General features: G+C 59.8%; 8 protein-coding genes. 5 read left to right on the top strand and 3 right to left on the bottom strand.

Annotated features, from left to right (window positions below):
- Positions 1 to 164: 164 nt before the first annotated feature.
- The gene (locus V6Z53_RS29000) at positions 165 to 2,603 is read right to left on the bottom strand and encodes an AAA family ATPase (RefSeq protein WP_338583167.1); all 2,439 of its coding nucleotides are present in this window, start codon (positions 2,601 to 2,603) and stop codon (positions 165 to 167) included.
- 276 nt (positions 2,604 to 2,879) lie between these two features.
- Here V6Z53_RS29000 and V6Z53_RS29005 point away from each other — a divergent pair, with 276 nt between their 5' ends.
- The 3 genes from V6Z53_RS29005 to V6Z53_RS29015 all read left to right on the top strand — a co-directional run bounded on the left by V6Z53_RS29005 (position 2,880) and on the right by V6Z53_RS29015 (position 6,004).
- A complete protein-coding gene (locus V6Z53_RS29005) occupies positions 2,880 to 3,368 on the top strand; it encodes a DUF3015 domain-containing protein (RefSeq protein ID WP_192309054.1) in 489 nt (162 codons plus the stop codon).
- 90 nt (positions 3,369 to 3,458) lie between these two features.
- Positions 3,459 to 5,312, top strand: a complete 1,854-nt coding sequence (locus V6Z53_RS29010) for a DUF4105 domain-containing protein (protein WP_338583169.1) — start codon at positions 3,459 to 3,461, stop codon at positions 5,310 to 5,312.
- Between the two features lie 197 nt (positions 5,313 to 5,509).
- Positions 5,510 to 6,004, top strand: coding sequence for a GreA/GreB family elongation factor (locus tag V6Z53_RS29015; RefSeq protein ID WP_338583170.1), 495 nt, complete (start codon positions 5,510 to 5,512; stop codon positions 6,002 to 6,004).
- Here the strand turns inward: V6Z53_RS29015 and gdhA are convergent.
- Both gdhA and ettA read right to left on the bottom strand, forming a co-directional pair.
- Positions 6,001 to 7,338: an NADP-specific glutamate dehydrogenase gene (gdhA, locus tag V6Z53_RS29020; RefSeq protein WP_338583171.1), complete on the bottom strand. Its 1,338-nt coding sequence runs from the start codon at positions 7,336 to 7,338 to the stop codon at positions 6,001 to 6,003. The genes V6Z53_RS29015 and gdhA overlap by 4 nt on opposite strands.
- Positions 7,339 to 7,709: 371 nt before the next feature.
- Complete coding sequence (ettA, locus tag V6Z53_RS29025; protein WP_338583173.1) at positions 7,710 to 9,374, bottom strand: energy-dependent translational throttle protein EttA; 1,665 nt, start codon at positions 9,372 to 9,374, stop codon at positions 7,710 to 7,712.
- Between the two features lie 390 nt (positions 9,375 to 9,764).
- Here ettA and V6Z53_RS29030 point away from each other — a divergent pair, with 390 nt between their 5' ends.
- Positions 9,765 to 13,511 carry an EAL domain-containing protein gene (locus V6Z53_RS29030; RefSeq protein ID WP_338586589.1) on the top strand — a complete coding sequence of 1,249 codons (3,747 nt, stop codon included), beginning with the start codon at positions 9,765 to 9,767 and terminating at the stop codon, positions 13,509 to 13,511.
- Positions 13,512 to 13,760: 249 nt separating this feature from the next.
- Positions 13,761 to 15,014 carry a serine hydroxymethyltransferase gene (gene glyA, locus V6Z53_RS29035; RefSeq protein WP_338583175.1) on the top strand — a complete coding sequence of 418 codons (1,254 nt, stop codon included), beginning with the start codon at positions 13,761 to 13,763 and terminating at the stop codon, positions 15,012 to 15,014.
- Positions 15,015 to 15,165: the final 151 nt, after the last annotated feature.

Here is a 15,165-nt window from a genome sequence, read left to right on the forward strand (position 1 = left end):
CGAATGGTCATTGTGTGAATATTGACGCCAGAGTGATGGCGTTTTCGGACTGTATAGATCACCTGTAGGAGCCGAGCTTGCTCGCGATTGCGGACGTTCAGTCACCACAGGTGCTGAATGTCAGTCCGCTATCGCGAGCAAGCTCGGCTCCCACAGGTTATGCATCACGCAGGCTTGGCCTCGACCAGCGCCTCGACCGCCATCTCCTTTTCAGCCTCTTTTAGATCTTCCTCACTGATCATTTCCGCAATGACCCGCAAGCGCTCCACCACCCGTGCGTTGACGCTGCCTTCAGGGAATTCGCCGTTCTCGTCCGGCTCGCCCGCCGGTTCGCCGACCAGCAGGCTCAAGGCCTCATCAGCCTGGCGTACCGCGTAGACATGGAACTGCCCGGCACGCACCGCCGTCAGCACTTTCTCGTCGAGCATCAACGTAGCGACGTTGGCCTGCGGAATGATCGCGCCCTGCTCGCCGGTCAGCCCGCGCGCTTCACAGAGGCGGAAGAAGCCTTCGATCTTCTCGTTGACCCCGCCCACTGCCTGCACTTCACCGAACTGGTTGATCGAACCGGTAATCGCAAAGCACTGTTTGAGCGGGGTTTTCGACAAGGCCGAAATCAGCGTGCACGCCTCGCCCAGAGAGGCGCTGTCGCCGTCCACATAACCGTAGGACTGCTCCAGTGCGATACTCGCGGAAATCGCCAACGGGAATTCCTGGGCGTAACGGCTGCCCAGATACCCGGTGAGGATCATCACGCCTTTGGAGTGGATCGGCTGACCGAGGTTGACCTCACGTTCGATGTCGACGATGCCGCTGCCGCCCGGATACACCGTGGCGGAAATCCGCGCCGGTACACCGAAGGCCGAATCGCCGACTTCCAGCACCGTCAAGCCGTTGCACTTGCCGACCGCCGCGCCATCGGTGTCGATCAGGATGATCCCCGCCAGCATGTCATCGAGAATCCGCGCCGACACGCGTCCGGTACGGGTGGCCTTGGCCTTCAGCGCACGTTCGATGTGCCCGGCGTCGGTCATCTCGTCACCCGCCAGATGGCGAATGAAATCCGCCTCGCTGACCAGTTGGAACAGGTCGCCAATCCGTGCTGACAAACGCCCCTGATGCTCGGCCAGACGCGCGCTGTACGTCGCCAGACGCGCCACCGCATCGGCGGTCAACGGCGCCATGCCTTCTTCGGATGTACGGGTTTTGAGCAACTGGGCGAACTGCTCCAGGCTCTCGTCGACCATCGGGATGTCTTCGTCGAAATCCACCAGGACGCGGAACATCTCCTGGAAGTCCGGATCGAGGTCTTGCAGCGTGTAATAGAGCTGACGGGCGCCGATGATCACGACTTTGACCTGCAGCGGAATGTGCTGCGGGTTCAGCGTGACGGTGGCGAACCGGCCCATTTCACCGAGCGGCGATTCCATTTTCAGCTTGCGCGATTGCAGGGCGCGTTTCAGCGCGTCCCACACGAACGGTTCGCTGAGCATTTTTTCCGCTTCGAGGATCAGGAAACCGCCGTTGGCGCGGTGCAGCGCACCCGGTCGCAATTGCCGATACGTCGTGTACAACGCGCCCTGATCGGTGCTGTATTCGATACGGCCGAACAGGTTTTCGTAGGTCGGGTGCGGTTCGAACACCACCGGCGCACCGCCGCTGGCCGAATGACCGACCACCAGGCTCGGCGCGTATTGCTCTTCCAGCAGTTTGCGGGCGACGGCGTCGGTCTTGCTGTCGTCCACCAGTTGCTCGACCACGGTCTTGAGCAGGTAAACCTGCATCGCTTGCAGGTAACCGCACACCGCCGCGTTCTCGGCGTACTTCTCCGACAACGGCGAAAGTAACGGCTGCAAGGCCAGGGTGATGGTTTCTTCGTTGAGGTGGCGCAGTTGATTGCTCGACTCTCGCTTCCATTGCGGCAGGCTGGCGAGCTCTTCGTTCAAGCGCTCTTCGAGGGACGAGATGTCCTCATGGAAACGCTCGCGCTCAGCTTCCGGCAACTGGGCGAATTCCGCTTCGTCCAGGGCCTTGCCTTCAAGCATCGGGGTGAACGCGATGTTGCTGCTGTCGCGGTAGAGAGCGACGTCCTTTTCCAGGGCCAGACGCTCAATGATATCCAGAGCCTTGTCGTAGCGCTGATTGAAGGCGCGGTCGATGGCGCTCTTTTTCTGTTGGTAGGACGGGTGCTCGAAAACGGCTGGGAAAGTTGCCAGCAGGTTGTCGATCAAACCGTTGATATCACCAATGAAATTACCGGCGGTACCCGACGGCAGCTCCAGTGCGCGAGGTTCGCGCGGCTCATCGAAATTATTGACGTAGACCCAGTCCGCCGGGGTCTGCAGGCGTTTGCCTTCGGCTTTCAGGTAGCGTTTGACGAACGAAAACCGGCCGGTGCCGGGCTCACCCATGACGAACACATTGTAACCGGGGCGTGGCATGGCCACACCGAACTGCAAGGCTTCGACAGCACGTTCCTGGCCAAGCACACCGCGAAAGGGCTCCAGATCATTGGTGGTAGAGAAGCTGAACTGTTCAGCGGAAAACGGACGGGTCAGCGCTTCGGGCGCTAGACGCAAGCTGGCAGCAACAGGATCAGGCATCGGGCTTCCTTAGATCAGGCGGGGCAGATAGCGGCATTCTGGCGCTGCCTGTACCTGACTGGCAAGGAGCGCCTCAGACCAAAGCATAGACAAGTCATGCCGCCGCTGCGGGCGTGCGCCAAATCACTGTTTGCGGCAAATGTTTTGCAAAAAATCACGGAACCGCGCGATCGTGCCTAAACTCCAAACTGCGCGGCTGGACTAATAACCGGCCCACTGGCACCGGAACGGGCCAGATCCCTTGTCCATTGGTACGCACATAAAGAGAACAAAGCTATGAAACGGATTCTTCTCGGTACTCTCTTCACCGCTGTATCCATCAACGCCATGGCTCAGGCGCCAGGCGGCCCGGATTGCGGTTGGGGCAACATGCTGTTCGAAGGTCAGCGTGGCACCCCGGCTCACTTCCTGGCATCCACCACCAACGGCACTTCCGGCAACGCAACCTTCGGTATGACCTCCGGTACCAACGGTTGCTCGACCAACGCGTCGCTGACCTATGGCGGCAAATCCTGGTTTGCCATGAATGGCATGATGAACGAGCTGTCCGAAGACATGGCCAAAGGTAACGGCGAAGCGCTAACTACCTATGCCGTGGTACTGGGCGTGGCGCCGGAAGACCGTGCGCACTTCGCCGCCGTCACTCACGAGCACTTCCAGCAGATCTTCAGCAAGGCTGACGTGACTGCCGAAGATGTGCATACCAACACCCTGGCCGTTCTGAAGAACGATCCTCGTCTGGCCAAGTACGCCACTCAGGCATAAGCTCGACCCGCCCGCTTCTTTCGGGAAGCGGGTTTTGTTTTTTGGACCTGCCCCTCTTTGGGTCTTTTTCTCAAGTATTAAGTTGCCACTATGCTCAAACGCCTTGCCTGGCTGGCGCTCTGTGTCTGCGCCCCGCTGTCCGCCGCGCCTCACATCGACCCTCAACGTTTGCAGCAACTGGCCAACGACCCTTTCTGGATTTCCCTGGGCCATTACGAAACCGCCAAGCTCGGCGGCTGGCGCAGCTATGTCAGCGACCCGAAATTCTTCCTCGCCGCGGATGGCAACGAACATCCCGATCATGAACTGGCCGCTACCGTACAGGCCTTGTACGCGCCGGCGAGTGCCGGCGAGCAGCACGCCCAATGCGTTTACCCTGCCCGCACGCGTTGGCTCAAGGCACAATTGAATCTGACCGATTTGCCGACACTGGACTGCGCCGAGTTCAAGCAGTGGTTCAAGGACGTCTCGCCCCACAGCGCGGTGATGATCTTCCCGGCGGCCTATTTGAACAGTCCATCGTCGATGTTCGGCCACACCCTTCTGCGCATCGACCAAGCTGATGTGCAGAGCGACAAGACCTCACTGCTCAGTTACGCGATCAATTTTGGCGCCTACATCGAAGGCTCCGACAACAGCATCCTTTACGCCTGGAAAGGCTTGATGGGCGGCTATCCCGGGCTGTTCGCGCTGGTGCCATACCAGGAAAAGCTCTCGGAGTACCGCAGCCTGGAAAACCGCGACCTGTGGGAGTACCGGCTGAACCTGACACAAGCGGAAACCGCGCGCATGGTCGAGCACGTCTGGGAGTTGAAGCAGATCAAGTTCGATTACTTCTTCTTCGACGAAAACTGTTCCTATCGCCTGCTGGAACTGCTGCAAGTGGCCCGCCCGAGCCTGCGCCTGACCGAACAATTCCCGCTGACCGCCATCCCGACCGATACCGTCAAAGCCGTGAAAGAAGCCGGGCTGGTGGAATCGATCCAGTACCGCCCTTCCCGTGAGCGAGAGTTGCTGAGCCGCGCCGAGCCATTGAACCCGGAAGAGCAGCAGTGGGTGCTGAAAGTCAGTGCTGACCAGAAGCAATTGCAAACGCCGGAATTCAAGGCCCAACCCCGCGACCGTCAGGCGCTGATCATCGATGCGGCCTATCGCCTGGAACGCTATCGCGCCAACGGCCAGGAGCGTGATCCAGCGCGAGCGCAACGCAGCTTCGAACTGCTGCGGGCGATCAACCAGAACCCGGCACCGGAATTGGTTATCCCGCAACCGGGCCTGCCCGAAGATGGCCACGAATCCCGCACGTGGCAGGTCGGTGTCGGCACCCGTGGCGACCGTGCGTTCGGCGAATACGGCCTGCGCATGGCCTATCACGACCTCAACGACAATTCGGAAAGCTTCCCCCTCGGCGCGCAGATCGAAATCCTGCAACTGAAGCTGCGCCAGTACGAAGGTAATGACTGGCAGGTGCAGCAACTGGACCTGGCAACCATTCGCTCCCTGACCCCGCGCAATGAGTTGCTGCAACCGCTGTCGTGGCAGGTCACCGGTGGCCTGGAGCGAGTGCCGGGCAAGCATGACGATGAAACCCTGGTCAGCCACGTCAACGGCGGCGGTGGTGGAACCTGGCAACTGGCCGACGACATGCTCGGTTTTGCCTTGGGTACTGTGCGTGTGGAGCACAACAATGACTTCGCCGAATTCATTTCCCCGGCGGCGGGTTTCAACACGGGGTTGCTGTGGAAAAACCCGTTGGGCAACTTGAGCCTCGAAACCAAAGGCGATTTCTTCACCAATGGCGAAGTGCGCCGGTCCATCAGTTTGAATCAGCAATGGGAGCTGTCGCGCAACCTGGGCTTGCGCCTGAGCGCCCAGCGCGAGTTCAGCCATTTGGCGACGCCCGAAAACGAAGTGATGCTTGAGGTGAAGTGGTATCACTATTGACCTAAACACACCGCAACCCCTGTAGGAGTGAGCCTGCTCGCGATAGCGCAACTTCAGTCGATATCGCAGTTGGCTGATAAACCGCCATCGCGAGCAGGCTCGCTCCTACAGTAGTTTTGTGGTGTTGAATGGGGACAGACATCCGCCGAAACTAAAAGCCTGCAACCATGGCCCAATTCCTATAACGGGAGAAATCCATGAGCCGGGCATTCGTCAACGAAGATAACGCCGCCGCGCAAGCCGATCAGCCGGTCGAACGGCAGGTCAGTGCGCAACCCAACTACGTCACCCCGCAAGGCCTGAGCCTGTTGCAGGAAAAGGTGGCTGAGCTGCAAGCCCTGCATGCCGAGCAAACAGCCAAGGGCGAACAGGCGGACAAACAACGCCTGGCCGATCTCGAACGGGATCTGCGCTACTTCAAGCAGCGGCTGGGCAGCGCACAAGTGGTGCCGGTTGCGACGTCTACCGAAAAAGTGCAGATCGGTAGCTGGGTGACTTATGCCGATGAACACGACAGCGAACGCCGCGTGCAACTGGTAGGTGAAGATCAGGCCGATGCAGCCCATGACCTGATCAATTGGGGCTCGCCTCTCGGCCGGGCGTTACTCGGCGCACAGCTCAATGATGAAGTGCTGTGGCAACGCCCGGCCGGTGACCAGCTGATCGAGATCATCCGCATCGAACCGGCTTAAACCACGCCTTGGGCCAGCATCGCATCGGCGACTTTGACGAAGCCGGCGATGTTCGCGCCTTTGACGTAATTGACCTGACCGTTCTCCTCACCGTAATGCACACAGGCGTGGTGGATCGACTGCATGATCGCGTGCAGCTTGCTGTCCACTTCACCGCCGGTCCACAGCAGGCGCATGGCGTTCTGCGACATCTCCAGACCGCTTACGGCAACGCCACCGGCGTTGGACGCCTTGCCCGGCGCGAACAAGATGCCCGCTTCGATGAACAGGTCCACGGCTTCCAGCGTGGTCGGCATGTTCGCGCCCTCGGCCACACAGATGCAGCCGTTGCGCAGCAACGCATGCGCCGCCTCGGCATCCAGTTCATTTTGTGTGGCACATGGCAGTGCGATATCGCAACTCAAGCCCCACGGATGTTGACCCGCGAGAAACTCGAGGCCAAAGCGCCCGGCCAGTTCGCTGATGCGCCCGCGCTGAACGTTTTTCAACTCCAGCACCGCTTGCCATTGCGCTTCGGTCAAACCGCTTTCGCAGTACAACGTGCCTTCGGAGTCCGACAGCGAAATCACTTTGCCGCCCAGGTCCATGACCTTGCGCGCAGCGTATTGCGCGACATTGCCGGAACCGGAGATCGCTACGCGTTTGCCCTCGACCGTCAGGCCACGACGCTTGAGCATTTCTTCAGCGAAGTACACGCAACCGAAACCGGTGGCTTCCGGACGAATCAGGCTGCCGCCGTAGCTCGGGCCTTTGCCGGTCAGCACGCTGGTGAACTGGTTGCTCAGGCGCTTGTATTGACCGAACAGGAACCCGATTTCGCGCGCACCGACGCCGATGTCACCGGCCGGCACGTCAACGTCGGCGCCGATGTGACGGTACAACTCACTCATGAAGGCCTGGCAGAAGCGCATGACTTCCGCATCGCTTTTGCCTTTAGGGTCGAAGTCCGAACCGCCCTTGCCGCCGCCCATGGGCAGCGAAGTCAGCGAGTTTTTGAAAGTCTGCTCGAACGCGAGGAACTTCAATACACCGAGGTTCACCGAAGGATGGAAGCGCAACCCGCCCTTGTACGGGCCGATGGCGCTGTTCATCTGGATGCGGAAACCGCGATTGACCTGCACCTTGCCGTGATCGTCGACCCAGGAAACCCGAAACACGACCGCCCGCTCCGGCTCACAGATGCGCTCCAGAATGCCCGAGGTCAGGTAGTGCGGATTGGCTTCGAGAAACGGCCACAGGCTGCGCAAAACTTCTTCGACGGCCTGGTGGAATTCAGGTTGATCCGGGTCGCGTTTTTTCAGGCGGGCAAGGAAGGATTCGACGGATTCGATCATGGAAAAGTCTCGGCAAATTTATTGTCGTTGGGAGAGATTGGGCCGGACTTTAACAAACGGATCGCGCACAAGAACAGAGCAGAATGTCGCATTTGTGAAATTAAATGGTGCACAGGATATAAATCAGACCCGTTTTTTGGTCGGTTTTGCACCTGAATAGGGAGCTAATCTCCAAGTCATGCACCAACAGTTACACCATCATCGCCAGCAGGCTGGCTCCCACAGGGGTTGGCGGTGGAACGGGATTTATTGCCTGCACAATACTTTGTGGGAGCTGGCCTGCCAGCGATGAATTCTCCTCGGTATCCCTGAAAAACCGGCCAAAAAAAACGGAGCCCGAAGGCTCCGCTCTTTATGCAACCAACCCGAAATCAGGCCAGCTTTTTGTGCCGTACACGATGCGGCTGGGCAGCTGCTTCGCCGAGACGCTTTTTGCGATCGGCTTCGTATTCGGTGTAGTTGCCTTCGAAGAACACCGCTTGCGAGTCATCTTCGTACGCCAGGATGTGCGTCGCGACGCGGTCCAGGAACCACCGATCGTGAGAGATCACAATGGCGGCGCCCGGGAAGTCCAGCAGGGCTTCTTCCAGGGAACGCAGGGTTTCAACGTCGAGGTCGTTGGACGGTTCGTCGAGCAGCAGGACGTTACCGCCCTCCTTCAGGGTCAGGGCCAGGTGCAAGCGACCGCGCTCACCACCGGACAGGTCCTTGACGAACTTCTGCTGGTCGCCGCCCTTGAAGTTGAAGCGACCGACGTAGGTACGCGACGGGATCTCGTAGTTGCCGATGCGGATCTGGTCCGAACCGTCGGAGATCTGCTGGAACACAGTCTTGCTGCCGTCCAGGTCTTCGCGGCTCTGGTCGACGCAGGCCAGTTGCACGGTTTCACCGACTTCGATGCTGCCCGAATCCGGAGTTTCCTTGCCCATCAACATGCGGAACAGGGTCGATTTACCGGCACCGTTACCGCCGATCACGCCGACGATGGCGCCTTTCGGCATGGAGAACGACAGGTTGTCGATCAGCACGCGATCGCCGTAGCCCTTGGTGACGTTCTTGAATTCGATGACCTTGTCGCCCAGGCGTGGACCGGCCGGGATGTAGATCTCGTTGGTTTCGCTGCGCTTCTGGAATTCCTGCGATTGCATTTCTTCGAAGCGTTGCAGACGAGCCTTGGATTTCGACTGGCGGGCCTTGGCGCCTTTGCGCACCCACTCCAGTTCTTCCTTCATGGCTTTTTCGTGGGCCGACTGCTGCTTGGATTCGGCAGCCAGACGATCGGACTTGGCTTCCAGCCAACCCGAATAGTTGCCCTCGTAAGGAATGCCCGCGCCGCGGTCGAGTTCCAGAATCCAGCCAGCAACGTTGTCCAGGAAGTAACGGTCGTGCGTGATCGCTACCACTGTACCCGGGAAGTCGTGCAGGAAGTGCTCCAGCCAGGCGACGGAATCGGCGTCCAAGTGGTTGGTCGGTTCATCGAGCAGCAGCATGTCCGGTGCGGACAGCAGCAGACGGCACAGGGCCACACGGCGCTTTTCACCACCGGACAGGACTTCGATCTTGGCATCCCAGGCCGGCAGACGCAGCGCATCGGCGGCGACTTCCAGTTGGCGATCGAGGTTGTGACCGTCGCTGGCCTGCAGGATCGCTTCGAGCTTGGCCTGTTCGGCGGCCAGTTTGTCGAAGTCAGCGTCTTCTTCAGCGTAAGCCGCGTAGACCTCGTCCAGGCGCGCCTGGGCGTTCTTGATGACGCTGACCGCTTCCTCGACCACTTCACGCACGGTCTTGGTCGGGTCAAGTTGTGGCTCTTGCGGCAGATAACCGATGTTCAGCTCCGGCATCGGACGCGCTTCGCCTTCGAACTCGGTGTCGACGCCGGCCATGATTTTCAGCAGCGTGGATTTACCCGAACCGTTGAGGCCGAGCACGCCGATCTTGGCGCCAGGGAAGAACGACAAGGAGATGTTTTTCAGGATTTCCCGCTTCGGCGGAACAACTTTGCCCAGCCGATGCATGGTGAATACGTATTGAGCCATGGAGAACCTTGGGTCAGTGACTGATGAATGAATAGAGCGCAGGCGAAGCCCGGGCCAGACCATGCGCGTTGACCGCTTAGTTGGAGACCAAAGCGTGCGCGCTGAAAAAAGTCTGAGTTTAGGAGCTGGAACGCTCCCGCGTAACCGGCAAAGCTACCTGAATGACAGAAGGCCGTCCAGCCGAGCGGGGCTGGCACTTTGCCACAACTCAAGGCATGCTAGCCGCCCTTCGGGCGTCCGGCTTATAGTGCACGTCGCGCCAGTCCAGCCAAACCGCAGGATTACAGCTTGTCCAATGTCCCTTCGCCCTTGACCACCCGTGCACCGACAGCGGCGTCCGGTTCGCCCCTGCGCGGAACCCTCAAAGGTGCGTTGGCGACCCTGGTGCTGATGCTGCTCGCACTGCTGTTCTGGCAACTGCTGGATCAGCTACGCGAAACCCAGAAAAGCCAGCGTCAGTACACCATCGACTACACCGCCGACCTGGCCGCGCAAGTCAGTCTGAACATGGCGCTCAACGCGCAGATCGCCATGAACCTGCTACCGATCGTCGAACAGCCGCAAAGTACCGACGAACAGCAGGAGCTGCTGCGCAAGCTGCAAAAGTCCTTGCCTGACCTGACCAGCCTGGCCCTGCTCAGCCCTTCCGGCACCATCATCACGGACAGCGCGGCCAACAGCGAAGACGCCGACTACCTGAGCGAACTGGTCCGGCGCAGCCGTGCCCAGCCTCACTATTTCAGCAACGCCATCGATGGTTCGATGGTGCACCTGTTATTGCATCAAGCCAGCGGCAGCACACGTGGCTATTGGGCCTTGCGTTTCAAACCGACATTTTTCTCGTCTTTGACCAAGTTGAACGAAGCCGATGGCCGTCCCCAGTGGCTGGTGGAAAACCGCTTCAACCACCAGATCATCAGCCGCGATGAAGCGCTGCCATTGGTCAACCCCGGCACGCTGACCCAGGATGACCTGAGCAATAGCGTGCTGACCGTTCCGCTGAGCGGCAGCGACTGGCAACTGCGCGGGCTGTTCGATCGCCAGCGCGTACTCGAAGAACTGCTGCCGGCCTTCATCGGCAAATGCCTGCTGGGCCTGGCCTTTTCCATGTTGCCGTTCATCGTCCTGCTGAACATGCGCCGGCGTCAGCGCCAGTTGCATGAAGGCCGTCGGCGCTATCAGGAGATTTTCGAAGGCACCGGCGTTGCGTTGTGCGTGCTCGACATGTCCGGCCTCAAGAATGTGTTCGGCAAGGGCCAGATGCAGAGCAACAATCAACTGCAAACGTGGCTGGCGGTCCCGGAGCAGCGCCAGCAGTTATTACAGGCGCTGCGCATTACCGAGGTCAACCAGGTCGCGTTGCAACTGCTCAACGTCAACACCTCCGATCAAGCCTGGAAACTGCTGATCGACGGCAACCCGCTGGACGGCAGCGCTATCGGCAACCAAGTCCTGGAAGCGCTGCTCAACCAACAGAAAAAGCTTGAACTGGAAATCCGGCTCCAGGACGCCGCCGGCAACGACCAGCACCTGTGGCTGGTGCTGCGCCTGCCGGAAAGCCCTGAAGACTATAAAGCGGTGATCCTGAGCATCACCGACATCACCAGCCGCAAGCTCATCGAGTTGTCGCTGCAAGAGCGTGAAGGATTCTGGTCCGATGTGGTGCGCACCGTGCCCGATCACCTGTATGTGCAGGACGTGATCAGCCAGCGCATGATCTTCAGCAACCACCATCTGGGCCAGACCCTCGGTTACAGCCGTACCGAGCTGCACCAGATGGGCGAGTATTTCTGGGAAATCCTGCTGCATCCCGACGATGCCGACTACTACCACCGCTCGCGCCAGAGCCAGCGGCAAGGTGGCTACAGCCAATTGATGCAATGCCAGTTGCGCTTCCGTCACCGCGACGGTGAATGGCGCCGTTTCGACATTCGCGAACAGGCCCTGGCGCGGGACAAGAACGATCAGGTGACTCGCATCATCGGCGTGGCCAAGGACGTCACCGAACAGATCGAAGCCAGTGAGTCCCTGCGCGACAGCGAGCAGCGCTACCGGATGCTCGCCGAAAGCATCAGCGACGTGATTTTTTCCACCGACAACCGCATGACGCTCAATTACGTCAGCCCGTCGGTGCAAGCCGTGCTGGGTTACGACGCCGAATGGATTTTCCAGAACGGCTGGCAATCGACCATCGCCAACCCGCAGCAACTGGCCGGTATCTACACGCTGATGGAGCGGGTCAGCAAAGCGCTGGATCACCCCGAGCAACTGGCACTGTTGCGCAACCAGGTGCAGACCCAGTTGTTCCTGTTCGATTGCTTGCGGGCCGATGGGCGCAAGATTCCGATCGAGCTGCGGCTGGTACTGGTCTGGGACGAGCACGGCGCATTCGAAGGCGTACTTGGGGTTGGTCGCGACATCAGCCAGCAGCGCCGCGCCGAAAAAGACCTGCGCATGGCCGCCACGGTATTCGAACACTCGACGTCGGCGATCCTGATCACCGACCCGGCCGGCTACATCGTCCAGGCCAACGAAGCCTTCAGCCGCGTCAGCGGTTATGCGGTGGAACAGGTGCTCGACCAGTTGCCGAACATGCTGACCGTTGACGAGCAGCAGGAAGCCCATCTGCGCTACGTGCTCAAGCAACTGAACCAGAACAGCACCTGGGAAGGCGAAGTCTGGCTCAAGCGCCGCAATGGCGAACATTACCCGGCGTGGGTCGGCATCACCGCCGTACTGGACGACGAAGGCGACCTGGCCAGTTACGTGTGCTTCTTCAGCGACATCAGCGAGCGCAAGGCCAGTGAGCAGCGCATTCACCGCCTCGCCTATTACGACGCCTTGACGCACCTGCCCAACCGCACGCTGTTCCAGGATCGTCTGCACACCGCGTTGCAAGCGGCCGAACGGCAGAAGTCGTGGGTGGTGCTGATGTTCCTCGACCTCGACCGTTTCAAACCGATCAATGACTCCCTGGGCCACGCCGCCGGCGACCGCATGCTCAAGGAAATGGCCACGCGCCTGCTCGGTTGTGTCGATGATGACGATACCGTGGCGCGCATGGGCGGTGACGAGTTCACCTTGCTCCTGCAACCACGGGCCAACCGTGAAATTGCCTTGAACCGGGCGATCCACGTGGCCGAACAGATTCTCGCCAGCCTGGTAAAACCGTTCGTGCTCGAAGGCCGCGAGTTCTTTGTCACGGCCAGTATCGGCATCGCCCTGAGCCCGCAGGACGGCAACGAACTCAGCCAGTTGATGAAGAATGCCGACACCGCGATGTACCACGCCAAGGAGCGCGGCAAGAACAACTTCCAGTTCTATCAGGCGGACATGAACGCCAGCGCCCTGGAGCGTCTGGAGCTGGAAAGCGACTTGCGTCACGCACTGGAGCAGAACGAGTTCGTGCTGTATTACCAGCCGCAATTCAGCGGCGATGGCAAACGTTTGACCGGCGCCGAAGCGCTGCTGCGCTGGCGCCACCCGCGTCGCGGCCTGGTGCCGCCGGGGGATTTCATTCCGGTGCTCGAAGAGCTCGGTCTGGTGGTGGATGTCGGCGACTGGGTGATCAGCGAAGCCTGCCGCCAGCTCAAGACCTGGCATCAAGCCAAGGTGCGCGTACCGAAGGTGTCGGTGAACATTTCCGCGCGGCAGTTCTCCGACGGCCAGCTCGGTACGCGGATCGCCACCATCCTCAAGGAAACCGGCCTGCCGCCGGCGTGCCTGGAGCTGGAACTGACCGAAAGTATCCTGATGCGCGAAGTCAGCGAGGCGATGCAGATTCTCGACGGCTTGAAAAACCTCGGCCTGAGCATTGCGGTCGACGACTTCGGCACGGGCTACTCATCGCTCAACTACCTCAAGCAGTTCCCGATCGACGTGCTGAAAATCGACCGCACCTTCGTCGATGGCCTGCCGTCGGGTGAACAGGATGCGCAGATCGCCCGGGCGATCATCGCCATGGCCCACAGCCTCAACCTGGCGGTGATCGCCGAGGGCGTGGAAACTCAGGAGCAGCTGGATTTCCTCAGGGAACACGGTTGCGATGAGGTTCAGGGGTATCTGTTCGGGCGGCCGATGCCGGCGGACAAGTTCGAAGTGCAGTTCAGCGATGATGCGCTGTTCATGTTTGACTGAAGTATTGCAGCGAGGCAGCTGGCCTCATCGCTGGCAAGCCAGCTCCCACAGTGACTTGCTGTGGACCAATATTTGTGGGGCGAAGCACGGACATTGTGGGAGCTGGCTTGCCAGCGATGGGGCCAGCACAGACACCGCATGTCAGTCATGAAGCCCACTTGTCTGCGACATGATGTCCTTTCATATGCCTTCCAAAACCCGTTGGGGTAGAATGCCCCCCTTTTCTGCCCCCGATCCTTGAGGACCGCCATGTTCAGCCGTGATTTGACTATTGCCAAGTACGACGCCGATCTCTTTGCCGCCATGGAGCAAGAAGCTCAGCGCCAGGAAGAGCACATTGAGCTGATCGCTTCGGAAAACTACACCAGCCCTGCGGTGATGGAAGCTCAAGGCTCGGTACTGACCAACAAGTACGCCGAAGGCTACCCGGGCAAGCGCTACTACGGTGGTTGCGAGTACGTCGACATCGTCGAGCAACTGGCCATCGACCGTGCAAAAGAACTGTTCGGCGCCGATTACGCCAACGTTCAGCCGCACGCCGGCTCGCAAGCCAACAGCGCCGTTTACCTGGCCCTGCTGTCGGCTGGCGACACCATCCTGGGCATGAGCCTGGCCCACGGCGGTCACCTGACCCACGGTGCCAGCGTTTCCTCCTCCGGCAAATTGTACAACGCCGTCCAGTACGGCATCGACGCCAACGGCCTGATCGACTACGACGAAGTCGAGCGCCTGGCTGTTGAACACAAGCCGAAAATGATCGTGGCCGGGTTCTCTGCCTACTCGCAGATTCTGGACTTCCCGCGCTTCCGCGAAATCGCCGACAAGGTTGGCGCTTACCTGTTCGTCGACATGGCCCACGTGGCCGGTCTGGTCGCCGCTGGCGTCTACCCGAACCCGGTTCCATTCGCTGACGTCGTGACCACCACCACCCACAAGACCCTGCGCGGTCCACGTGGCGGCCTGATCCTGGCTCGCGCCAACGCCGACATCGAGAAGAAGCTGAACTCCGCCGTATTCCCGGGCGCCCAAGGTGGCCCGCTGGAGCACGTGATCGCTGCCAAGGCGATCTGCTTCAAGGAAGCACTGCAGCCTGAGTTCAAGACTTACCAGCAACAAGTGGTGAAAAACGCCCAGGCCATGGCCAGCGTATTCATCGAGCGCGGTTTCGACGTGGTTTCCGGCGGTACTGAAAACCACCTGTTCCTGCTGTCGCTGATCAAGCAGGAAATCTCCGGTAAAGATGCCGACGCCGCTCTGGGCAAAGCGTTCATCACCGTGAACAAGAACTCCGTGCCAAACGACCCACGCTCCCCGTTCGTCACCTCCGGCCTGCGCTTCGGCACCCCGGCTGTGACCACTCGCGGCTTCAAGGAAGCAGAGTGCAAGGAACTGGCCGGCTGGATCTGCGACATCCTGGCTGACCTGAACAACGAAGCGGTGATCGACGCCGTTCGTGAGAAGGTCAAGACCATCTGCAAGAAACTGCCGGTGTACGGCGCTTAATAAGCCCCGCTAAACCGTAGTTAAAAAGCCGGCACTTGTGCCGGTTTTTTTATGCCCGTTAGTTACACGCACCAAAAACGGAAACTTACTTACAGACAACAATACCTCTAAAGTCTTGCAACACACCAAAAGTTCAACCTTTAAACTTTAA

Source organism: Pseudomonas sp. MAG733B, assembly GCF_036884845.1.
Taxonomy (GTDB): Bacteria; Pseudomonadota; Gammaproteobacteria; order Pseudomonadales; family Pseudomonadaceae; genus Aquipseudomonas.